Here is a 23,772-nt window from a genome sequence, read left to right on the forward strand (position 1 = left end):
CATTCGTGACTGTCGTCAGCGCTGTCGGCCAGTACGGTCCTTCGCACGGATGGCGGACTCGGCGTCGCACCACGTCACGGAGAGACATTGGGACAAGCGCGCGGCACGGAACGGTCCTGGGCGCTCGCAGCGCTCTGCGCAGCCCAGTTCATGTCCATGCTCGACAGCACAGTGGTCAACCTCGCCATGCAGAGCATCCGCGAGGACCTGGACGCCGGGGTCTCAGGACTCCAGTGGGTCGTGGGGTCCTACGTGCTGGCCTTCGCCTGCCTGCTGCTGACCGGAGGCTCACTGAGCGACCGGTTCGGGCGCAGGCGGATGTTCCTGTCGGGCCTCTCGGTCTTCACCGCCGGGTCCCTGGTGTGCGGGGCGGCACAGTCGTTGGAGGCGCTCGTCCTGGGCCGGGTCGTCCAGGGTCTCGGAGCGGCCCTGTTCGTGCCGACGACGCTCGCCATCCTGACGCACCTCTTCCCCGAACAGAAGGAACGGGCCCGCGCGATAGGTCTCTGGGCAGGTGTCTCCGCGCTGGCTCTGCCTCTCGGCCCCGTCGCCGGCGGCTTCCTCGTGGACGGGTTCGGCTGGCCCAGCGTGTTCCTGATCAACGGGCCGGTCGGCGTCGCGGCGTTGCTGGTGTCCGGCCGGGTGCTGAAGGAGACGCCTCTGACGCCACGGACCCTGGACATGCCCGGCCAGTTCCTCGGGATCGGCTGGCTGGGCTGCATGACCTACGCGCTGATCGAGGCGGAGCAGGCCGGCTGGTCCTCACCCCGCATCACGGCTCTGCTCGTCGTCGCGGCGGTGGCGCTGGTGTCCTTCCTCTTCGCCGAGGCACGCGCGGCCCAGCCGATGATTCCCCTGTCCCTCTTCCGCAACCGGCGCTTCGCCGCCTGCAACGGCGTCCTGTTCGTGGTGGCCTTCGGCCTGCTCAGCTCCTTCCTCTTCCTCTCGCTCTTCCTCCAGCAGGTGCAGGACCACACACCCGTCCAGGCCGGGTTGCGCATGCTTCCGCTGCTGCTGCCGGCCGCTGCGGCAGCTCCGGTGGCGGGCAGGCTGGCGGGGCGCTACGGCCCGGCACTGCCGATGGTGTGCGGGCTTGTGAGCGCGGGCGGCGGGCTGCTGTCACTGGCCGCGGCGGGAGCCGCGACTCCGTATGCCCACTGGTGGCCGGCTCTGGTGCCGGTGGGCGCGGGAATCGGCCTGACGGTGACGCCGACCAACGCGGCGCTGATGGCGAGCGTGGACCAGGCGAAGGCGGGGATCGCTTCCGCCACGTCCATCGCGAGTCAGCAGGTCGGCAACGTGCTCGGCGTCGCGGTGGTGGGCGCCGTGGTGAGCGCGGGCTTCTCCGCCTCGCTGGCCGAACGGGCGGATCAGCTCGAGATGTCCCCGGCCGCCGCCGGCCGGCTGGCGCACGCCGCGGTCAACAGCAGCCTCGGTGTGGGGCGGTCGGGGGACGGTGCGCGTGAGGAGGCGATCGACCGCTCCTTCGCCGACGGCATCCGGCGCGGGCTCACGGTGAGCGGCACGGCCTACTTGTTCGGAGCGGTCCTCACCGTCTCCTTCGTGGCCGACAGGAGGCGCTCACAGGAGGCCGAGACCGCCGACACCTGAGACTCCTCCGGGACCGGCACGGGCGCGGGCGTCGGACCGACGAATTCCATCAGGGCACGTCCCGACGCTGACCAGCGTCATCACAGTTGCTCCGATTATCACGCCGCCCGGGGCGACGGAATTCGTGTTTCTTGCCGTTCAGAGGTAGTCTTCTTGATGTTCCACCGGAGTGATGCGGGCAAATTCGACATTCCCACCGGACCGCCCAGCGGACATCATTACCGATCGTGCGGGCGAAGAGCGCAATATGCCGCCCCGCTCAATCGGTACCCTATCGGTCCGCTTTACGGGATTCGTCGGCCACCCCGGTTCTGCGACCGGCGGGACGCGCGGCGGAACATGCGACGGAAGGCGTAACCAGCTGGTCAGAGGGCATCTCTCGACCCGGTCGCCGCCTCGGCGCTCTTGACGGCGCGAGTCGAAAACACGCGAACACCGCCGATAGTACGGAATAGCCGGTGCCGTAAACCAGTTCACTCGATCATCGCGTGCGAGAACGATACCGTTGGCCGGTCCACTGACGTACCATGCCCATGACCGAGGCCGACTTCGCGCTGCAGCGAATTCCAGTTCCCAGAATCCCGCACACTCCTGCGGACGGAGTCCGAGCCGAAACCCGTTGATCAATGACGCGCTGACATGAACCGGAATCCTGGGGGAATCCGAATGCATGACACCGGCAAACAGCGGTACCGGCACACCGGCTCTCTACCCGCGTCGATACCACGGCTGAGAACCGCGGGCGTGCCGGCACCCGGCGAGGCAGACGGCCTGGGCTCCGCGGACCCGCAGGGCCTGCGCGTGTTCGTCGTGCATCCGCACGAGATGGTCAGGTGCGGGCTCGAGGCCATGATGAACGAGCTGGACCTCGTGCGACACGTACGGGTGTTCGAGGATGTCGGGACGGCCGTGCGGCGGCTCGGGCTCGCCTACCCCGATGTGCTCATCTGCCGGGGCGCCGCCACCGACGAGGTCCGGGACCTGGCTCTGACCTGCCAGGAGCACGGGACGAAGCTGCTGTCGCTGCTGGAAGGGCCTCAGGAGCAGCAGCTCGCGCTCGCCTCCGCGGTTCCGGCTGACGGGTTCCTCCTCGCCGCGGACCTGACGGTCCAGTCGCTCGGCGAGTCGCTGACCCGCCTGACCTGTGGCGAGATCCCCCTTCCGGCATCGCTGTCGCGATGGCTGCTGGGGCAGTTGAGGGAGGGGCAGCCCAACCGCACCAAACGCTCCTACTCGCTGACCCCCCGTGAGAACGAGACCCTCAATCTCCTCGCGCAGGGCCTGAGCAACAAGCAGATCGCGAGATCGCTGCGCATCTCCCAGCACGGGGCGAAACGGCACGTCGCCAACGTCATCGCCAAGCTCAACTGTTCCAACCGGACACTGGCGGTCGCCCTCGCCCTGCGGGAGGGCCTCATCGACGATCCGGGCGACGAATGCGTGTGATCCACGGTGAACTCGGCGGTTGTGAGGCTTTCTGACACATGCGTAGGACCGATGAGACCCGTGCGGCCCCCCTCCCCCGGCGTCCCCTCGACCGGGTCCGCCGCATTCCACCGGCGCTGACGACCGACCTGCCGGTGCTGGTCATGCTCGTGGCCTGCTGGATGCTGGTGCCCGTCGCCTGGGCGCATCTGGCGACTGGCTTCGCGCTGGCCGCCCTGATCCTGCTTCACCTGTGGACGCGCCGGGGGAAGATCGCGGGGCTGTTCCGGGGCGACCGCCGTGAGAGGCGGCAGAGGTGGAGCCGGCGGACCGCGTACGTGCTCTTCTTCCTCGCCGCGTTCCTCATGACGGCGTCGGGCGTGATGCGCTGGGCGGGGGTTCCACCGGAGTACAGCGCGCACGCCGCCACCAGCACCCTGCTGGTTGCCGGTGCGCTGGCGCATCTCTGGTCGAGCAGGCGTGCGTTGCGCGCCCGCCTGCGCCGCGCGGTCCCGTCCGCGGCGCACGGACAGCGGCGGTCCACGGCGGCCGAGTGAGCCGCAGGCCCAGCCGGGGTGCACAGTGTGCTCTCCCTGCCGGGAGACATACCGTTCAGTCCGTCAGATCCAGCGCCGCGGTGACGATTCCGTCCGCGTCGATCCCGTGGTGCCGGTGCACGTCGGTGAGCGTGCCGCACTGTCCGAAGCTGGTCACGCCCAACGACCTGCTGCGTACGTGGTTGACGCCCGCCAGGAACGCGAGCGTGTGCGGGTGACCGTCGAGGACGGTGACCAGCGGCCGGGCCCGCTCACGGGGGAAGATCTGATCGAGGATCCAGTCGGAGCCCTCCTGGAGTCCCTGCCGTGCGCGTACGGCGCGGAAGAGGAGATCGGGACTGGTCACGCACACGACGTCCGCGCCCGTACCGAGTTCGCCGAGCCGGTCGGCAGCGGCGAGCGCCTCGGGCACCATGGCGCCGGTCACGGCGATGGTCAGGGCAGGGTCGGCGTGCCGGCGCAGCGTATAGCCTCCGGCGACCGTCTGCTTGCGCCGGCGCTCCCGGGCCGCGGCGTCACCCGGCACGGCTGCCAGGGCCTGGTCCACCGAACGCGTGGACAGCCGCAGGTAGGTCGAGTTGCCCCCGGGCCTGCCCAGGCACGCGAGGCCGGCGAGCAGACACCACTCCACGTCGACCGCGAACGCGGGTTCGTAGGCGGTGCAGCCGGGCTGCTCCAGCCCGATGGAAGGGGTGATGACCGACTGATGGGCGCCGCCCTCCGGCGCGAGACTGACCCCGGAGGGCGTTCCGACCAGGATGGACTGCCCGCCCGCGTAGATTCCGAAGGACCACGGTTCCAGGGCCCGCCCGACGAAGGGGTCGTAGACCACGCCGATCGGCAGCAGGGGTGTGCCCCACCGGCTCCATGTGGCGCCCAGTTCCCCGAGCAGACCGACCAGGTTGGTCTCCGCGATGCCCAGCTCGATGTGCTGACCGCTGGGACGTTCCCGCCAGTGCAGGATGGTCTCGGCGTCGTCGGCGAACCAGTCCGTGCGCTCGGTCGGGGACCATGTGCCGACCTTGTTCAGCCAGCCGCCGAGGTTGGTGGTCGAGGCGACGTCGGGACTGACCGTCACCACGTGCCGGGCCGCCTGCGGCGCCTCCCGGGTCAGGTCCAGCAGGGCCCTGCCCAGGGCCTGCTGGGTCGACCCGCTGCCGGAGGGCGTGCGTTTGAAGTCCGCCGGCAGGGCGGGAGGGGAGTGCGGGGGTGAGGGGCGGCGTCGCAGCCGGGCCGCCGTACGGTCGCACAGCTCCGCTTCGGCACTGCCCTGCGGGAAGCGGGCCCAGGGCCGCTCCCGGTCGGCGCCCGTACTGTCCGCGAGCTGGGCCATCTGCTCGCCCGTGAGCAGCGCCGAGTGGTTCTGCGGATGACCGGCCGTCGCGAGGCCGTGGCCTTTGACGGTGTAGGCGAAGACGACGGTCGGGCGGGTGTCGTCGATGGACGCGTAGGCGTCGGTCAGCGCGCCGAGGTCGTGCCCGCCCAGGTTGCGGACGACGGCGTCCACGGAGGCGTCGTCGAGTTCCGCGAGGAGCTGCGCGATGCGGTCGCCTCCCGCGCCCGTACCGGGCAGACGTTCGCGCAGCTGCCCGGGGGTGCAGCGCAGGAGCCGCTGATACTCGGGATTGGTCATCTCGTCGATGCGTGTGCGCAGTGCCTCGCCGCCGGGCCTGGTGAACAACTCCTCCAGCAGACGGCCGTACTTGACGTTGAGGACCTGCCAGCCCGCCGCCGCGAACATTCCCTGCAGGCGGGTCGCCGAGATGTTGGGCACGACCCGGTCCAGCGACTGCCGGTTGAAGTCAACGATCCACACGACCTCGCCGAGGTCGGCCACGCCCGGATCGAGAATGGCCTCCCAGCAGGCGCCCTCGTCGAGCTCGGCGTCCCCGATCAGCGAGTACTGGCGGCCCGAACCGGCCCCGTCGAAACGGGCGTTCACATACCGGCGGGCGACGGCTCCCCAGACCGGCGCGGTCGCTCCGATGCCGACGGAGCCGGTGGAGTAGTCGACGGGGTCGGGGTCCTTCTCACGGCTGGGGTAGCTCTGCAGGCCGCCGTAGCTGCGCAGTGTGGTCAGGTAGGTCTCGTCCAGCTCACCCAGCAGGTAGTTGATGGCGTGCAGGACGGGTGAGGCGTGCGGCTTGACGGACACGCGGTCCTCGCGGCCGAGTTCGTGGAACCACAGGGACGTCATGACGGACGTCATGGAGGCGCTCGACGCCTGATGACCGCCGACCTTCAGGCCGGTCGGGTTCGGACGGACGCGGTTGGCGTGGTCGATGATCGACGCGGAGAGCCACAGCACCCGCTGCTCGACGGCCCTGAGCACCTCCAGGTCGCTGTCCGCCGGCCCGCCGGCCGGTCCGCGCACCGGGTCGGTTCCTGCCATGTGGTCCGTCGTCTTCATGCCGTCCGCCCGAAGCGTAGAGGTCAGCAGATTGCTTCTGAATGACAGCAGGATGATGATGACCGCACAAGCAGGAGAGTTCCGACTGAGCAATCTGCTCAGTGAGGGCGCACCGACGAACAGCAAGGTTGAGCATTGTGACAGGTGAGGAGCCCCTCGACACCGTCGACGCAAGGCTGCTGCTCGCGCTGGCGGAGGAACCGCGGGCCCCGGTGATGGCGCTGTCCCAGCGGCTGGGGCTCTCCCGCAACACCGTCCAGGCAAGGCTCGGCAAGCTGGAACGGCGGGGCGTGCTGCACTCTTTCGAGCGGCGGATCGATCCGGCCGCTCTGGGATACCCCATGTCGGCCGTCATCACCACGCGCGTGACGCAGGACCGGCTCGCGGAGGTCGCCGAAGCGCTCAGCCGGGTACCCGAGGTGGTCGAGGTCGACGGCCTCAGCGGGGAGACCGACCTCCTGGTGCGGGTCGTCGCCGTCGACGCCGAGGACCTGTACCGGATCGCGGGCCGGGTCCTGGCCAGTCCGGGGGTGGAGCGCACGAGTACGGCGCTCGTCATGCACAAGCTCGTCGACCACCGTCTGACGCCGCTGCTCGAACGGTCCGCGGGGCGGCCGGAGAACCCCGCCGGCTGACCGGGCAGGCGCGTACTGGCCGTGCCCTGCAACCGGACTCCGCCGGCTGCAGGGCACTACACGCACACTCCGGTGCGGGTGTGGTCGCTCCGGGTGCCGTCAGGCCTGGCCGGAGTCCGGGTCCGCAGGGCCCGGCCAGTACGCCGGACAGGCGCCCGCGGGCTGCCGGCCGGTCTCCAGGGAAGCATCGACCGGATCGGCCGAGACCGGGAAGGCACCGTTCGGCGGGTGGGCGACGACTTCGGTGAGGTCCGGGGAGTTCGAGAGGCCGAGTGCGGTCTCCGTGTCGTCCTCCGGGAGGTGCTGCCCCTGCGGCAGGGCGGGGAACAGGTCCTGGAACGCCACCGCTCCGCCGTACTCGCCGATCATGCGCTGCGAGTTCTCCCTCGCGAACCGCACACCCGCGGCCCGCATGGACGTCCCGGTCTCCTCCGCCCGGCTCATCAGACCCCGGACGAGCGGACGGATCTGCTCGGACAGCCGGGTGCACGCACCCGCAGGACTGACCACCTCCCCGAGGATCACCCACCAGGCCCCGGCGGCGGCGCCGGTGTTGGCGATGAAGTCGGGAACCACCGTGACTCCCCGGTCCAGCAGACGCTGCTCGGCCTCCGGGGTGGTGGGCACGTTCGCCGCCTCCACCACGAGCTTGCCGCGGATCCGGTCGCAGTTGTCCGCGGTGATCGAGTAGGAGACGGCGGCAGGCACCAGCAGGTCGGCGTCCTGGCTCAGCCAGGTGTCACCGGGGCCCTCCACGTCGTCCTCGCGCAGCACGGAGCGGTCGATGAGGCCGCCCGCGCTCCGCGCCGACAGCAGGAGATCCACGTCCAGGCCGCGCGAGGTGTTGAGGATCAGGCCCTGGGCGTCCGTCACCCCGACGACCTTCACCCCGGCACGCGCCAGGTAGAGCGCCGTGGAGCCGCCCATCGCGCCGAAGCCCTGTACGACCGCACGGGCCGTCCCTGCGGGGATGCGCCGGTGCTCCAGAGCCGCCAGCGCGGCCTCCGCCACACCGAAGCCGCCGACCAGTTCGGACAGCTTCAGGCCCTCCGTGCGTGTCGTGAACGCCTGCTGAATACGCGAGAGCACCTCGGCCTGGGAAGGGGAACGCACCACTGCCGCATGGAAGGAGTTCTCACCGATACCGACCCGTGCGAAAGCCCGGTCGAGCTGCTCCTGCTGAGTGCCGAGGTCGCCCGCGGTCACCCAGAAGCGCTCCAGCAGCGGCCGGACCGCCTGCAGGAACCGCTCGCGCACCTCGTCGGCCCGCGGGTCCGTGGAGTCGAAGTCGATGCCGCCCTTGGCGCCGCCGACATGAATGCCGAACGCACCCATCTTCAGGGTCATCTCCCGGGCCAGTTCCGTCACTTCACCGATCGTGCACCCCGGCCGCATACGCAGGCCCCCCGTGGCGATGCCGGTGACCAGCTGGTCGATCACGACGTACCCGCGGGCGGGGGTGAGGGTGTCGCGCCACGTGACCTGCAGATAGGGTTCATGCTCGAAAACCTGCAATGGCGTCTCGACAGCAGTTTGCGTCACTTGGCACTCACCCTTTCCGGTCACTGATAGGCACTTACTCTCACGTGCGGGACTTTTCCCGCCCCGGTTCGGGAGAGGGACATTCGTCGCCACTTCCCGGGAACTGCGCAGAATGCTCCGCTGATTCGGGCGGCTGCTCGCAATTGTTAGCGGCCGACGACCGTACAGGCAGGCCGAATTACGCCCGCAGGGCACACTTGTGGTGGGCCCTCAACGGGCGCGAGGAAATGTATCGGAAACACGCAGAGAATGCGTCTGGTTGCGTTGTGCGCGTAGCGCCTACTGTGAGGTCGCGCTTCATCCCTTGTCAAGGCGTCTCTTGGGTCGGTTCCCGTGCCGCTTTTTCCGCTTGCCGGCGCCCAATTCGAACAGAAAGAAAATGCAGCTCAGCCCGGCCGGCCGGAAGGCCACGGGCTTCGGTGACGGGGAGTGCTTCCCCTCCGCCCGAACCGGACGGGAAGGCCCTCGGACGGCGCCCTCCGGGCCGGGTTCATCCGGGGAGTGACTGCCGTCCGTGCACGAGGGCCGAGTCGTCACCGGGTCGAACAGCACGCCCCTCCAACCGCCCCCGCTCCGCCCGTACTCGCGCGGGGGCGGCGTACGCCCTCCGGGTGCCGGAGGGCGCCAGGGACCGTCGGCGGCGGCGCGGCGGGCGGGCGTACCGGGGGCGCCGCTCCGGGTCACCCCGCCTCCGAAGTCCCTTCCTTCTTGTCCTCCCCGTCCTGCTTCTGCCCGGTTCCGGCGGACTGCCGGTCCAGGTGCGCGTCGGCGGTCGCCCGGTGGGGCAGCGGCTGTGGCGCGGCGGTGCCGAGGCGGCCGTTCTGGAAGTCCTCGACCGCCTGGATGATCTCGGCCTTGGTGTTCATGACGAACGGGCCGTAGCGGGCGACCGGTTCGCCGATCGGGAGGCCGCCGAGGAGCAGGACCTCCCAGCCGGTGCGGCTGCCGTTGTAGTCCTGGGTCTCCGCGGCACGCAGGGTGAGGGCCTCGCCGGGCCCCAGAAGGGCGAGCTGGCCTTCCTCCAGGGGCCGCCGGCCGGTGCCCGCGGTGCCGCGCCCGGCCAGTACGTAGACCAGCGCGTTGAACTCCCGGGGCCAGGGCAGGGCCAGCTGCGCACCGGGGCTGACGGTGGCGTGGACGTAGGTGATGGGGGTGCGGGTCACGCCGGGGCCCCGGTGTCCGGCGAGGTCCCCCGCGATGAGGCGCAGCAGGCTTCCGCCGTCGTCGCTGGAGAGCAGGACCGTACGGGCGGCGGTGATGTCCTGGTAGCGGGCCGGTGTCCACTTCAGGGCCCTGGGCAGGTTGACCCAGAGCTGGACGCCGTGGAAGAGACCGCCCCTGGCGACGAAGTCCTGCGGGGGCAGTTCGGAGTGCAGCACTCCGGCGCCCGCGGTCATCCACTGGGTGGCGCCCTCCGTGATGAGCCCGCCGCCGCCGGTGGAGTCGGTGTGCTCGAACGTCCCGTCGAGCATGTACGTCACCGTCTCGAAGCCGCGGTGGGGATGCCAGGGAGCGCCCTTGGCCTCGCCGGGCCCGTACTCGACGGCACCCAGATGGTCCAGCAGCAGGAACGGGTCCGCGGCCGGGAGATCCGCCCCGGGGAACGGACGGCGGACCTCGAAGCCTTCGCCTTCCAGCTGACGGTGGGCGGTGACGGTCCTGGTGACCTCGCGCCACCGGGTGTCCTCACCGGCAGGGGACGGGACACGCGGCAGGGTGAAGGTGTCCGCGGTTACGGCCGGCATGGTGACCTCCTGGACGCCGGGGAGCAGTTCACCCCGGTCAATGAAGTCAACGTTTCAATTATTCCGGGCCCTCCCCGGCTTCCCGAGGCCCGGCGCGGGCCAAATCCCTGCTGTGGGCGATGTCTTGCCTGTCCTCACCGTTCCCTACCTGGGTCCTCACCCGCTCGCGCCGTGCGGTCGCGGCGACGGCAGGGGGCACGCACAGGGTGCCGCTCGTCCGTCCGGGCTCCACGCCGCCCGGCCCTCCGTGACTCCGCCGAGCGGGACCAACCCTTGACAGTCGCCATCATGCAGCATGCAATATATTGCATGCCGATTCCGAGGAGCCGTGGGCTCGTCTCCAGATCCCTGCTGAGGGAGAACGCCTACCGGGCGATCCGCGACGCGATCGTCGACGGCACCCTCGCCCCGGGCGAGCGGCTCAACGACGGGGATCTGGTGGAGTGGCTGGGAGTCAGCCGCACCCCGGTGCGGGAGGCCCTGACGCGTCTGGAGCAGGCCGGGCTCGTGCAGACGAAACCCGGCCGCTACACCATGGTCAGTCCGCTGGACGTCCGTGCCGCGCGTGGCGCCCAGTCCGTGACGGCGGCAATGCACGAACTCGCCGTCCGTGAAGCGCTGCCCAACCTCTCCACGGCCGAACTCGATGCCATGCGGGAGGCCAACGCGCGCTTCGCCGGCGCCCTGCGGCGCAACGACGTCGACGCGGCGGTCCTCGCGGACGACGACTTCCACGGTGTCGCGGTCACCGCGTGCGCCAACCCCGCGGTGCGCAGCGTGCTGGAACAGTTCACTCCGGTGCTGCGGCGCGTGGAGAGGCTGCGCTTCTCGTCGCTGAGCGGCCGGGGCTCGGTCGCTCAGCACGAGCGCATCATCGCGCTGTGCGAGACCGGGGACGTCGAGAGCGCGGCGGCCGCCGCCCGAGCCAACTGGCAGACGCTGGCGCCCCTCCTCGACACCCACCCGCCGGACGACGACGGCGGCACCCCTCCCCCTCGGCACTGACGGCCGCGGCTCCCCCTCCGGTCACGCCCCGGGGCCGGGCACCCACCGCCCCGACAGGGGCACTCGCGAAGGAGAGTCACCATGTCCCTCGACGCGTTCGAGCGCTTCCCCCTGCTCTTCGGCCCCAGTCCAATCCACCCGCTGGACCGGCTCAGCGACAGTCTCGGCGGGGCCCGGATATGGGCCAAGCGCGAGGACTGCAACAGCGGGCTCGCCTTCGGCGGGAACAAGACCCGCAAACTCGAGTACCTGCTCCCCGAAGCCCTCGCCCAGGGCGCCGACACCCTGGTCAGCATCGGCGGGGTCCAGTCCAATCACACCCGTCAGGTGGCCGCGGCAGCCGCCCGGGCGGGACTGAAGGCCGTGCTGGTGCAGGAGAGCTGGGTGGACTGGCCGGACGCGGTCAACGACAAGGTCGGCAACATCCTGCTCTCCCGGATCATGGGCGCCGAAGTACGCCTGGTCCAGGCCGGGTTCGGCATCGGCTTCAAGGACAGCTGGCACCGGGCACTGGAGGACGTCCAGGCAGCGGGCGGCACCCCGTACGCGATCCCCGCAGGCGCCTCCGACCACCCTCTGGGCGGTCTCGGCTTCGCCGGCTGGGCGCGGGAGGTGGAGCGCCAGGAGCGCGAACTGGGCGTGTTCTTCGACACGGTCGTCGTGTGCAGCGTCACCGGCAGCACGCACGCGGGCATGATCGCCGGATTCGCGGGCCAGGACCGGCCCCGGCGTGTCATCGGGATCGACGCCTCGGCGAAGATCGACCAGACCCGTGCCCAGGTCGAGAAGATCGCCCGTGGCACCGCCGACCTCATCGGTCTGGGACGGGACCTGCGCGACGACGAGATCACCGTACTGGAGGGGTGGGCGGGCGACCTCTACGGCATCCCCGTGCAGTCCACCGTGGACGCCATCCGCCTCACCGGCAGCCTGGAAGGCATGATCATCGACCCGGTCTACGAGGGGAAATCCATGGCCGGACTGATCGACCTCGTCCGGGAGGGAGACATCCCCCGCGACTCCGACGTCCTCTACGCCCACCTCGGCGGCCAGCCCGCCCTCAACGCCTACAGCGGCATCTTCCACTGACCGGGTGGAGCCGGGCGGGCGGGCCGGCTCCAGGGCCCCCGGCCCCCGCCCGGCGCGCCCTCCCACGCCCGCCCACGCAGCGGAGTCCGTGGGCCGTCAGGACCGGCGAGCGGGAAGCTTGATCACTCCATAGAATGGCTTTCACTGCATTCTGTGCATATTGAGGTGATATGCCTATCTCCCTCGCCCTGAACCACAGCGGGCACATCACAGCGTGGAGCGCCGACGCCGCCGCATGGTTCGGCCGCCCGGCCGAGGAGGTACTGGGCACGCACTGCCGCTCCCTGTTCAAGGGCAGCGCACGGGATGCCCTGCGCGCCGCGCTCAGCGACGCCGCCGCAGGGCAGTACTACAGCGGTGTCACGACGGTCGCGCGCAGTGACGACATCCCGCGTGAGGTGCTTCTGAACTGCTCCCCGCTGAGGGAAGCAGACGGCGGCGTGGGCCTGCTCTGCCAGATCACGGACCTGGCGGAGGCTTCCTGGTGGGAGGGACAGACGGCGTTCGTCGACGCTCTCATGCGGGCCTCCCCCTTCGGCCTGGGAATGATCGACAGCCAGCTCCGGTACGTGTTCGTCAACGACGCGCTCGCCGAGTTCAACGGGGTGCCCGCGAAGGACCACATCGGACGCCGCGTCGGAGAACTGGTGAACGCCGCTGACGGCGGCGAGTACGAGAAGCACCTGCGCAACGTGCTGGAGTCCGGGGAGCCGCTCTCCAACGTGCTGATCGGCACCAGGAGCCGCGGCCAGCGGGACCGTGACAAGGTCTGGTCGGTCTCCTTCTTCCGCCTGACGGACCGCGAGGGGAAGGTGCTGGGTCTGGGCGGTCTGGTCGTGGAGGTGACGGAGCGGGAGACGGCTCTGCTGGAGGCATCCGCCTTCCGTCACCGGCTCACCCTGGTCAACCGGGCCACCAGCAGGCTCGGTACGACGCTGGAGATGGGCCAGACCGCACGTGAGCTGACCGACTTCGTCGTTCCGGACTTCGCCGACGCCGCGTCGGTGGAGATACGCAAGGACTTCCTCGACGGTGTCCGCTCCCCCTCCGCCGACGATCCGGTGACCACCGTGCGCCTCGCGGGGAGGAGCCTGCTGACGGGCGGCGCAGCGGACCGGATGCTCTTCTCCGGCTCCCGGACCGAGCACGTCCACGAGGTGGGCTCACACTCGCACGGGAGCCTGACCAGCGGACGGCCGTGGCGCAGGGAACGGATCGACGAGACCGCCCTGGCCGAACTGACCCATCTCGAAGGAGAGGCCCGCCCGCCGCGGGAGACCGCCCTGGGCTCCGTGATCGTCGCGCCGCTGGTGGCCCGCGGCAAGGCCCTCGGCCTCGTGGAGTTCGCCCGCTCCGCCGAACGGGCACCGCTCGACGAGGAGGACCTGAAGGTCGCCGAGGAGCTGGCTGCCCGCGCGGCACTCAGCCTGGACAACGCCCGGCTGTACGACGAGGAGCGCCGCGTGGCGGTCGCGCTCCAGCGCAACATGCTCCCCGACGGCAAGGACCTCCCCCGGCGGCCGGGGCTGGAGATCGCCTATCACTACCGGGCCAGCAGCCGCTCCGCCAAGGTCGGCGGGGACTGGTTCGACGTCATCCCGCTCTCCGGCCACCGCATCGCCCTCGTCGTCGGCGACATGATGGGCCACGACATCCAGGCGGCAGCCGGCATGGGGCAGATGCGCACCGCGATGCACACCCTGGCCAGGCTCGATCTGGAACCGGTGGACCTGCTCAGCAGGCTCGACAAGATCGTGGAGATCTCTCCCGCGATGCAGTACGCCACATGCGTGTACGCCGTGTACAACACGGTGACCCGCGAGTGCGGCATCGCCAACGCGGGACATCCGGCGCCCGTGCTGTGGCACCCGGACAGGAGCACCCGGATGGTCCCGGTGGGCAGCGGCGTGCCGCTCGGTATCGGTCTCGGCAGCTCCGAGTTCACCGTCGTCGACCTGCTGCTGCCGGAGAACAGCGCTCTGGTGCTCTACACGGACGGCCTGATCGAGCGCCGGCACCAGGACATCGATGTGGGCATCGGGACGATGCGTGAGGTGCTCGCGTCATCGAACCCCTCGGGTTCGCTGCAGCAGCAGTGCGACGACGTGATCGCGCAGTTGAAGGAACCCACCGACGACGACGACCTCGCGGTGCTCATGGCCTCGGCGCATGCCATGCCGGACCACCGGTCGGTCCGCTGGCGGGTGTCACCGGACCCCAGGTCCGCGTCGCACGCGAGGTCGCTGGTGGGCCGTGAACTGCGGGCCTGGGGTCTGGAAGCCCTGGAGGACACGGCGCAGCTGCTGACGAGTGAGCTGATCACGAACGCCCTCGGACACGCGCGTGGGGAGATCCTCCTGCAGATGGCCAAGGGAGGGACCTTGGTGATCGAGGTGGCCGACGACGACGAGCGCCTGCCCCACCGGACCCGGATGAGCCTCGACGACGACAGCGGGAGGGGGCTGACTCTGGTCAGCGAGTGCGCGAAGGAGTGGGGGGCGCGGTCGGTCACGGACGGCAAGGTCGTCTGGTTCGAGCTGCCGCTCCCCGGCGGGGGCAGCAGCACGAGCGGCAGCCCAGGCGACCGGACGGGCGGTGCGGTCCGTGGCCGGGGCTGAGAGCTCCGCCGCCGCATGGAGTCACACTCAGCGGGTAAGCGACTTTTCACAGGATTTCGCACCGCGGACGGAATCGTCCTCCGGGGGCCGTGCGGAAGAGCAGACACGGCAAGTCGTGCGAGATGTCCGATATGACAGATCCACTCTCCGCAGAACAGCCAGGCACCCTGTTGCGCCGCTTCGACACCGCGGCGGAGCGGGATCCCGAGGCGACAGCCGTGCGGACGGACCGTTCGGCCGTGACCTACGGGACGCTGGCCGCCGCGTCGCGCATGCTGGCCGACAGACTGCGCCCCCTCGCGGCGGACCGTACGGGACCGGTCGCCGTTCTCCTCGAGCCCGGACCGGGGCAGGTGGCCGCCGCTCTCGCAGCGATGCGCTGCGGCAAGCCGTATCTGCCCGTCGACCCCGCCTACCCCGACGACCGCGTGGAGCGGATTCTCACGGACGCCGCTCCCGCCGCGCTGTTCAGCGCCGGGGCTGCCGGGCCCGGTGACGCCTCCACCCCTGCCGCCGTCGCACAGCCCGAAGACGGACTTCCCGCTCTCGGCAGCGCCGCGGATCTCGCCTCGGCCGCGCATCTCCGTGCCGGCCGGTGGGGCGGTACGACGCAGGTCACCGGGGACGACGCGTACGTGATCTACACCTCGGGCTCGACCGGGCAGCCCAAGGGCATCGTGATCCAGCACCGCGGCATCGTGAACCTCCTCGACGAGTTCGCGGCCCGGCGCGCCGTTCCCGCCCGCTGCCGGTACAGCACATGCGCGAGCCCGGGGTTCGACGCGGCGGTCCTGGAGACGTGGACCGCGCTGGCCGCGGGCGGCGAACTCGTCGTCACCCCGGACGCCTGCCGCTGGCATCCCGGGGAGTTCGCCGGCTGGCTGGCCGGGGAGCACATCGCCCACGCCTACATCCCGGCGGCGTTCCTCCCCGCAGTCGCGGAGGGCCTGCGCGACGGCCTCGACCTGCGGTCGCTGAGGCGGGTCATCGTCGCCGTCGAGCCGATACCTCGCGGCCTCCTCGGCGGGATCAAGAGGGCGCTGCCCGGCCTGACCCTGCTCAACGGCTACGGCCCGACCGAGGCGGCGGTGTGCGTATCGCTGTACGAGGTCGGCGAAGAGGACCACGGACCCGAGCGGACCCCCATCGGCACCGCGATCCGCGCGACCGACCTGCTGGTGGAGCCGCCGGAGCGGGACGGCGGGCCGGCGGCGGCCGCGCCGGGCACCGCGGGTGACCGGCGGGGCGAGCTCCACATCGGCGGGGCCGGGGTCGGCAGGTACATCCGGCCGGAGCCCGGCGAGCGGCCGGCCTTCTACACGCGAACGGACGAGGACGGGACGCGGCGGCCCTACTTCCGTACCGGGGATCTGGTCCGGGTGGACTGCGACGGCGTCCACACCTTCCTCGGCCGCGTCGACCACATGATCAAGGTCCGCGGTTACCGGGTCGAGCCGGGCGACGTCGAGCACGTCCTGATCGGCCACCCCGGCATCGGACAGGCCGTCGTGCTCAAGAGCCCGGCGCCCGAGGGCGTCTTCGAGCCGGGCACCGAGCAGCTCGTCGCACATGTGACACCGGAGTCCGGCGACGCCCGGATCGATCCGGGCGAGGTGCACAAGCTCCTGCGGGCGAGGCTTCCGTGGTACGCGGTGCCGCACCGGATCGTGGTGCGTGACGCGTTCCCGCTGACCGCCCACGGAAAGACCGACAGAGAGGCCCTCGTCCGGGACGCACCCCCGCCGGCGGCGCTCGAGACGCCCGGCGGAGACCCCGGCGCACCCCGGGCCGAGCCCGGACTGCTGGATCTGTGGCACGAGGTGTTCGGGACGGGCAACCCCGATCCCCGGATCTCCTTCCTCGCGAACGGGGGTGACTCCCTGGCGGCCGGCCGGATGGCGGCCGGCGTCTCACGCCGCCTCGGCAAGCACGTCCAGGTACTCGACGTCCTGCTGGCCGAGGACCTGGACGCTCTGCAGACCGTGGTGGCAGAGGCACCCGCCGAGCCCGAGCCGTACGGGGGGCAGGCCGCTCCCCCGCCGGCGCCGCCGGGCGAACCCGTGCCCGCGACCTACGGGCAGCGCGGATTGTGGTTCCACGACGCGCTGCACCCCGGTTCCGTGGTCTACAGCGAACCGCTCGCTCTGCGCCTTCGCGGGCCCCTGGACGTGACCGCCCTCTCCCGTGCCCTCGACGCCGTCGTCGAACGGCACGAGGCCCTGCGTACCGGCCTCGTCATGAGCGGCGGCGAACTCAGGCAGGAGGTGCGCCCGTTCACCCCGCACGGGCTGACCGTGCGGAGTCTGCGCGATGTTCCCGCCTCCGAACGCCCCGCGGAGGAGGAACGGGCGGTACGCGAAGCCGTCCGGCAGCCCTTCGACCTGGCGAGCGGGCCGCACCTGCGCGCGGCCCTGCTGCGGTGCGGCGACGAGGAGCACCTGCTGGTGCTGTCCATGCACCACAGCGTCTTCGACGGCGGGTCGGCGGACACTCTCCTCGCAGAGCTGTCCGCGCTCTACACCGCGTACGCGGCACACGAGGAGCCCGCTCTCGGTCCACCGCCCGGCCAGTACGCAGGCCACGCGCTCCGGCAGCACGCCCTGATCACCGGCGGGCATCTCGAGGAGGACCTGGCGTACTGGCGCGGACAACTCGCGGGGCTGCCCGACAGCCTGAACCTGCCCACCGACTTCCCCCGCCCGCAGACCCCCTCCGGCGAGGGCGCACTCGTCCGCGGGCACCTGCCGCGCGAGCTGACCGAACGTATCGACGAGCTCGCCCACTCGGCCGGAGCGACCCGCTACACCGCGTTGCTGGCCGCCTTCCACACGCTCGTCTCGCGGTACTGCGGCACCGATGAGGTCGCCGTGGGCGCGCCGTTCTCCGGCCGCGACCGGCCCGGGGACGAGCGGACCGTCGGCTACTACCTCAACACGCTGCCGCTCCGCGCGGACCTGAGCGGTGCGCCGGACTTCCGCGAACTGCTCGCCCGCACGCGGCGGACCGTCACGGACGCCTACACCCACCAGCGGGCCCCCTACGGTCTCCTGCTGGAGGAGCTGGGCCGCTCCTCGGCCGAGGAGAGCCCCTACCTCCAGGTGTGCCTGGTGCCGGAGGACGTCTACCGGCACGAGATGACCTTCGCGGGGATCGAGGCGGACTTCGAGTACTTCGACACCGGCATCGCCAAGTTCGACCTGACGGTCAATCTGATACCCGACGCCGGGGGCGGCCTGCGGCTGACCGTGGAGTACCGCACCGACCTGTTCCGGGCCTCCACCGCCCGCCGGCTGCTCGGCCACTTCCGCACGCTGCTGGAGTCGGCCGTCTGCGAACCGGACGTCCCGGTCACCCGGCTGCGGATGCTGACGGACGCGGAACGCGCCCAGATCCTCGGCGCCTTCGCCGGCGGCACCGTGCAGGAGCCTCCGCACCTGGCCGGCAGGGGAGTTCACGAACTCGTGGACCGCTGGGCCGCGCGGACTCCGCACGCCCCCGCCCTTGCCGGGGGCGGAAGGCGGCTCAGCTACCGGGAACTGGTGGAGCGGGCCGACCGGCTCGCGCACCATCTCGCCGAACGCGGCGCCGAGCCCGGCTCCCGGGTCGGAGTCCGCCTGCCCCGGGGCCCTGACGCGGTCGTCGCCCTCCTCGCGGTCCTCAAGACAGGCAGCGCCTACGTCCCCCTCGACCCCGCCCAGCCGCGGCACCGGACCTCCTTCATGGCGCAGGACGCCGGTCTCGTGCTGGAGCTGACCCCGGAGGTCCTCCGCGACGACCATGACGCGATCGCGGGCTGCCCGGCACGCGCGCCCGCCGTCGCCGTCACGGGAGAGGACACCGCGTACGTCATCTACACCTCGGGCTCGACCGGGCAGCCCAAGGGTGTCGAGATCCCCCACCGGGCCGTCACGGACCTCGCTGTGCACGCGCCCCGCTGGACGGGAATCGGTCCCGCCTCCCGGCTGCTCCTCGTGGCCTCGCTCTCCTTCGACATGGTCACGTTCGACATCTGGGGGGCGCTCGCCAACGGCGCGCAGCTCGTCCTCGCCCCGCCGGACACTCCGACGCCCGGGGAGATCGCCTCGCTCATCGCCGGGCAGGGCATCACACACGGCGACATGCCCACGGCGCTCTTCCACCGTCAGGTCCAGGACGACCCCGCTTCCCTGGCCGGCCTGCGCACCCTCCTCGTCGGCGGTGAGGTCCTCAGTCCGGCACTCGCCGCCACCGCCCTCGAAGCCAACCCGCGGCTGTGCCTTATCAACGGCTACGGTCCGACCGAGGCCACCACCTACGCCACGTATCACGCCCTGACGAGCGCTCAGGACGTCACCGAGCCCGTGCCCGTCGGCATTCCCACGCCGAACACCCGGGCCCGCATCCTCGACGGCCACAGGCAGCCGGTCCCCGTCGGCGTCGTGGGGGAACTTCACCTCGGCGGGCCCGGCCTCGCCCGTGGCTATCTCCACCACCCCGGTGCGACCGCCGAGCGCTTCACCGCCGACCCGTTCGGCGCACCCGGCGAACTGCTCCACTCCACCGGCGACCTCGCACGCTGGAGGCCCGACGGCACCATCGACTACGCGGGCCGCAGGGACGAACAGTTCAAGCTGCACGGCTACCGCGTCGAGCCCGGTGAGATCGAGGCGGCGCTGCGTACGCACCCCGACGTCACCCACGCTGTCGTCATCCGGCGCGAGGACCGGCCCGGCAGTCCGCATCTCGCCGCCTACTACACCACCGCGAGCGGAGAACCGGTCCCCTCACGTGAGTTGACGGATCTGGCGGCCGCCCGCCTGCCGGCGTACATGGTGCCCCGGATGTTCACGGCGCTGGAGCGCTTCCCGGTCACCGCGGGCGGCAAGACGGACCGCGGCGCTCTGCCGGTTCCGGAGGCCGTAAGGGCCGCGCGGGGAGACGCCCCCGCCGACATCGGCGGGGACGGGCACCCGGTCGGCGGCACGGACACGCAGCGGGACGGCCACGACGGGCGCCTCCCGCAGCGCGGTGTGGACGCCCCCGCGGAAGCGCCCGCCGACGCCGCTTCCGTCCAGGACGAGATCGCCCGGATCTGGCGCGACGTCGTCCCGGTCGACACCCTCGGCCCGGACGAGCGGCTCTTCGACATAGGGGGCGCGTCGCTGCACGTCACCCTGATCCACCAGCGCGTCGCCGAACACTTCGGACTGTCGCGGCTGCGCATGGTCGACCTCTTCAGCCATCCCACGCTCCGTACGTACGCAGCCCTGGTGCAGCGTCTGTGCGACGAGGAGAAGGCGGGTGGGCAGCAGTGAGCGGCACGGGCCCCGGAGGCAACGGACAGATGGCGGTCACCGGCATGGCCGGACGCTTCCCCGGGGCGGGGGACGTCGACGCGCTGTGGTCGATGCTGTCGGCGGGCACGGAGGCGGTGCGCCGGTTCTCGGCCGCCGAACTGCACTCGGCCGGGGTGCCGGACGACCTCGCCGCCGACCCGGACTACGTGCCCTACGGCGCCGACCTGCCGGACATCGAGGACTTCGACGCTGCGTTCTTCGGGATGACGCCCGGCGAGGCCCGGCTCGTCGACCCGCAGCACCGGATCTTCCTCGAATGCGTATGGGCGGCGCTCCAGGACGCGGGCGCTGCGCCCGCCGCGTACGGCGGAAGGGTGGGTGTCTTCGGCAGCACGAGCCTGAGCTCGTACATGCTGCACCACGTGCTCCCCTCCGCCGAGTTCCGCGACCAGGCGTTCACCTATCCGGTGCTGCTGGGCAACGACAAGGACTTCCTCACCACACGCGTCTCGTACGCGCTGGACCTGCGCGGCCCGAGTGTCAGCGTGCAGTCGGCCTGCTCCAGTTCGCTGGTGGCCATCGACCAGGCGTGCGCCGCGCTGCGCTCCGGGCGGTGCGATGTCGCCGTGGCGGGCGGGGTCAGCGTGTTCACTCCGCAGACCGTGGGCCACCGGTACCGCACGGGCGGCACGTACTCGCGTGACGGGCACTGCCGGCCCTTCGACGCGCGGGCCACGGGCCTGGTGCGCGGCAGCGGATGCGGGGTGGTCGTCCTCAAGCGCCTCGACGACGCGGTCGCCGACCGCGACCACGTCTACGCGGCCGTCGCGGGCACTGCCGTCAACAACGACGGCTCCCTGAAGGCGGGTTACAGCGCGCCGAGCGCCGCCGGCCAGGAGGAGGTCGTCCGCGCCTGTCTGGACGCCTCCGGAGTCCGGGCGTCCTCGGTCGGCTACGTCGAAGCCCACGGCACGGGCACCTACCTCGGTGACCCGATCGAAGTCAGCGCCCTCGACCTCGCCTACGGGGCGAGGGGTGATCCGCCTTCTGAATGCGCGCTGGGCAGCGTCAAGGCCAACATCGGGCACCTCGACGCGGCGGCGGGCGTCACCGGACTGATCAAGACGGTCCTGGTACTGCACCACCAGACCATCCCGCCACAGGCCAACTTCGGCGAACCCAATCCCGAACTGCGCCTGGCGGAAACACCGTTCGTCGTGAACACCGAGCTGCGCAGGCCCGAGCGGCCGATCCGCGCCGCCGCTGTCACCTCGCTGGGCATCGGCGGCACCAACGCGCACTGCGTACTGACCCCTGCCCCCGAGCCGCCCGTTCGTGACCCCGCCCCCGCGGGCGACTTCGTACTGATGCTCTCGGCACCCGACGAGGAACGTGTGCGCGGGACGGCCGCCGATCTCATCACCCATCTTGAGAGGAACCCGGGAACGAGACTGGACGACCTCGCCCACACCCTCTCCCGCGGCCGGCCCACGCTTGAGCACCGGGCCACGCTGACCGTCTCGACACGCGAGCAGGCACTCACGGGCCTGCGCGACGTGCGCGAGGGACGGTACGAGGCAGCAGCGCCCGGCGGCACGGACGACGCCGGGTGGACGGGCGATGTGAGCCGGGCGCGGATGCTCCGGCTGCCGCGGACGCGGCTGCGCCGGGTCCGCCACTGGATCGAACCGGAGGCGGCGGCGGGCCGGTCGCCGGAGAGCGCAGGAGCGCCGAACGGAGAAGGGGGCCTAGGAGGAACTCCTCACCACGCCCACCGTCGCGCCGGTGATCCCGTCGAGGCCGCGGCCGAGGTCTTCCGCACCCGCCTTGGCCTCGACTCCGTCCACCCGGACGACGACTACTTCGCGCTCGGCGGGGAGTCGCTGCACGCGATCGAGGTCGTCGACGCGCTGCGCGAGCGGCTGGACACGCAGCTGAGCCTGGAGCAGTTCACCAGACTCAGGACACCGAGACGGGTGGCGGAGTGGTGCGGCGGCGCCGACGGCCACGAGACGATGACGCTCATCAAGGAGGGCCGTCCCGGCGGGACACCGGTCTTCCTCATCCATCCCTCGGGCGGCACGATCTCCTTCGCCCTGGCCCTGGCCGGGCACAGCACCCACCCGGGGCCTCTGTACGGCATCGGATACCCGCGCGAGCTGGCCGGGACGCTGACCACGGTGTCCCGGATCGCCCGGCATCATGCCCGGCTCGTCCGCCGGGCGAGGCCGCACGGCCCGTACCGGATCGGCGGTTACTCGTTCGGCGGGGCGGTAGCCCTGGAAGTGGCCCGCCTCCTCGGCGACATGGGGGAACGGGTCGAGCAGGTGCTGCTGTGGGACACTCCCCCGCCTCACGCGGAGACCGTCCGCCCGCACAGCGACCAGGAGTCCCTGGACCTCTTCCCCGGCCTGCTGCGGCTGATGTTCGGCCTGCCCCGGCCGGAAGCGGCCGAAGCCCCGAGCCGGCCCCGGACGGTGGACGAGGCGATCGAGTCCGTCCGTCCGCCCGACTGGACCCCGGCCACGGTCCGCGAACTGAAAGCCATGTACACGGTCTGGCGCGTGTGCGACCGCGCGCTCGCCGAGCACCGTCCCCGCCCGTACAGCGGTCCGGTCCATCTCTTCACCGCGGAAGACCCTCTTCCGCCGGGAACGCCGGACGGGATCAGGGACGCGGTGGACGCCACCCGTGACGCCGCCGAAGAGGAACGCCTCCGGCGCGAACACCTCACGGGCGACCTGCGGACGACACCCGTACCGGGGCACCACTTCAGCATGTTCGACGCCGTCCACCTGCCGAGCCTGGGCGCCGCGTACGACCGGGCGCTCGACCCCGGGCCCGCGGGGCAGATGCCCCCGCCGCCACCGGGGCCGGGCCACCGGCTCCCCGTCGCACTGGTCTTCGCCGGGCAGGGCACCCAGTACGCCGGTATGGGGCGGGAGTTGATGACCCGGTACCCCGAACTCGTCGCGGAGGCGGACCAGGTGCTCGGCTACTCGATCGCGGACGTGTGCGCGGGCGATCCGGACCGTCCGCTCCGGGACACCTCCTACACCCAGCCCGCCGTCTACACCGTCAACGCCCTCGCGCTGCGCGCCCACTTGGAGGAGACCGGGGAGCAACCCGCGGCCGCGCTCGGCCACAGCGTGGGCGAGTACAACGCGCTGGAGGCCGCCGGCGTCTTCTCCTTCGCCGAAGGTCTGCGACTGGTCGCCGAGCGCGGCGCAGCGATGGCCCGTGTACGAGGCGGCGGAATGATCGCCGTCAACGGGCTCTCGGAGGAGCAGATCGGGGAGGTCCTGCACGACGTGGCCACGGGGCCGGCCCCCGGCCCCGTGCGGGTCCACCTCGCGGCCGCGAACGCCCCGCGCTCCCATGCCCTCGCCGGGCCCGGTCCGGACCTCGACGCACTCACACCCGTGCTGCTCGGACGCGGCGCCCGTTCGGTGCGCAGACTGGAGGTCAGCGGCCCGTTCCACTCACGGCTCATGCGGCCCGCGGCACGGGAGTTCCGCGCCGTCCTCGGGAGTCCGGCACACGCACGGGACTGGGCACCGCCGTCCGTCCCCGTCATCGCCAACACCACCGCCCGGCCGCACGAGCCGGACGGCGTCCGGCAGCAGCTCATCGCCCAGATCGAGAACACCGTCCTGTGGTGGCGCTCGGTCGAACGGGCCATCGCCGATCACGACCCGGAGTTCCGGGAGATCGGCGACCGGCGCCTCCTCACGCCCCTGATCTCCCAGGTACGGGCATCGCTGTAGGTCCCGGCGCTCCCCGCAGCGGCGGTCGCCGCCGGCTTCTTCACGGGGTCAGGTGGTTGCCCGGAGCAATATTTACCAGAGCGTAACTTACC

The 23,772-nt window shown here is 71.4% G+C and carries 12 protein-coding genes; 9 read left to right on the forward strand and 3 right to left on the reverse strand.

Translation table 11 applies throughout. The features are described 5' to 3' along the window. Positions 1–87 precede the first annotated feature (87 nt). From H343_RS28635 to H343_RS0103200, 3 genes are all read left to right on the forward strand, one after another. On the forward strand, positions 88–1,611 hold the full coding sequence (locus tag H343_RS28635; RefSeq protein ID WP_051264534.1) for an MFS transporter: 1,524 nt from the start codon (positions 88–90) through the stop codon (positions 1,609–1,611). Positions 1,612–2,355: 744 nt separating this feature from the next. Continuing rightward, positions 2,356–3,057 (forward strand): response regulator transcription factor, encoded by a 702-nt coding sequence (locus H343_RS0103195; protein ID WP_051264535.1) that lies wholly within the window; start codon positions 2,356–2,358, stop codon positions 3,055–3,057. A 38-nt stretch (positions 3,058–3,095) separates the two neighbouring features. Then, entirely contained in the window at positions 3,096–3,593 is a 498-nt protein-coding gene (locus H343_RS0103200) for a hypothetical protein (RefSeq protein ID WP_028429951.1), read from the forward strand. Positions 3,594–3,648: 55 nt separating this feature from the next. Here the strand turns inward: H343_RS0103200 and H343_RS0103205 are convergent, their stop codons facing one another. Then, positions 3,649–6,003 (reverse strand): transketolase-like TK C-terminal-containing protein, encoded by a 2,355-nt coding sequence (locus H343_RS0103205; protein WP_486586766.1) that lies wholly within the window; start codon positions 6,001–6,003, stop codon positions 3,649–3,651. A gap of 128 nt (positions 6,004–6,131) precedes the next feature. Here H343_RS0103205 and H343_RS0103210 point away from each other — a divergent pair, with 128 nt between their 5' ends. Then, on the forward strand, positions 6,132–6,638 hold the full coding sequence (locus tag H343_RS0103210) for an Lrp/AsnC family transcriptional regulator (RefSeq protein WP_028429953.1): 507 nt from the start codon (positions 6,132–6,134) through the stop codon (positions 6,636–6,638). A 99-nt stretch (positions 6,639–6,737) separates the two neighbouring features. Here H343_RS0103210 and H343_RS28640 read toward each other — a convergent pair whose 3' ends face one another. Both H343_RS28640 and H343_RS28645 read right to left on the reverse strand, forming a co-directional pair. After that, on the reverse strand, positions 6,738–8,180 hold the full coding sequence (locus H343_RS28640; RefSeq protein ID WP_078504973.1) for a Glu/Leu/Phe/Val dehydrogenase dimerization domain-containing protein: 1,443 nt from the start codon (positions 8,178–8,180) through the stop codon (positions 6,738–6,740). Positions 8,181–8,860: 680 nt separating this feature from the next. Then, positions 8,861–9,925 carry a pirin family protein gene (locus H343_RS28645; RefSeq protein WP_078504974.1) on the reverse strand — a complete coding sequence of 355 codons (1,065 nt, stop codon included), beginning with the start codon at positions 9,923–9,925 and terminating at the stop codon, positions 8,861–8,863. A gap of 309 nt (positions 9,926–10,234) precedes the next feature. Here H343_RS28645 and H343_RS0103225 point away from each other — a divergent pair, with 309 nt between their 5' ends. From H343_RS0103225 to H343_RS33470, 5 genes are all read left to right on the forward strand, one after another. Beyond that, positions 10,235–10,930: a GntR family transcriptional regulator gene (locus H343_RS0103225; protein WP_028429954.1), complete on the forward strand. Its 696-nt coding sequence runs from the start codon at positions 10,235–10,237 to the stop codon at positions 10,928–10,930. Between the two features lie 81 nt (positions 10,931–11,011). Then, positions 11,012–12,019, forward strand: coding sequence for a 1-aminocyclopropane-1-carboxylate deaminase (locus H343_RS0103230; RefSeq protein WP_028429955.1), 1,008 nt, complete (start codon positions 11,012–11,014; stop codon positions 12,017–12,019). A gap of 170 nt (positions 12,020–12,189) precedes the next feature. After that, positions 12,190–14,637: a SpoIIE family protein phosphatase gene (locus H343_RS28650; RefSeq protein ID WP_051264537.1), complete on the forward strand. Its 2,448-nt coding sequence runs from the start codon at positions 12,190–12,192 to the stop codon at positions 14,635–14,637. A 131-nt stretch (positions 14,638–14,768) separates the two neighbouring features. Continuing rightward, a complete protein-coding gene (locus tag H343_RS0103240; protein WP_158679504.1) occupies positions 14,769–19,931 on the forward strand; it encodes a non-ribosomal peptide synthetase in 5,163 nt (1,720 codons plus the stop codon). Beyond that, positions 19,928–23,680 (forward strand): type I polyketide synthase, encoded by a 3,753-nt coding sequence (locus H343_RS33470; RefSeq protein ID WP_051264538.1) that lies wholly within the window; start codon positions 19,928–19,930, stop codon positions 23,678–23,680. Before H343_RS0103240 ends, H343_RS33470 begins: the two co-directional genes overlap by 4 nt. Positions 23,681–23,772 lie beyond the last annotated feature (92 nt).

It is taken from the genome of Streptomyces sp. TAA204 (genome assembly GCF_000424965.1).

Coding starts and splice junctions, on each gene's coding strand:
- H343_RS0103230 (WP_028429955.1), top strand. CDS start 11,012: ATGTCCCTCGACGCGTTCGAGCGCTTCCCCCTGCTCTTCGGCCCCAGT.
- H343_RS0103205 (WP_486586766.1), bottom strand. CDS start 6,003: ATGAAGACGACGGACCACATGGCAGGAACCGACCCGGTGCGCGGACCG.
- H343_RS0103240 (WP_158679504.1), top strand. CDS start 14,769: ATGACAGATCCACTCTCCGCAGAACAGCCAGGCACCCTGTTGCGCCGC.
- H343_RS0103200 (WP_028429951.1), top strand. CDS start 3,096: ATGCGTAGGACCGATGAGACCCGTGCGGCCCCCCTCCCCCGGCGTCCC.
- H343_RS28645 (WP_078504974.1), bottom strand. CDS start 9,925: ATGCCGGCCGTAACCGCGGACACCTTCACCCTGCCGCGTGTCCCGTCC.
- H343_RS0103225 (WP_028429954.1), top strand. CDS start 10,235: ATGCCGATTCCGAGGAGCCGTGGGCTCGTCTCCAGATCCCTGCTGAGG.
- H343_RS28650 (WP_051264537.1), top strand. CDS start 12,190: ATGCCTATCTCCCTCGCCCTGAACCACAGCGGGCACATCACAGCGTGG.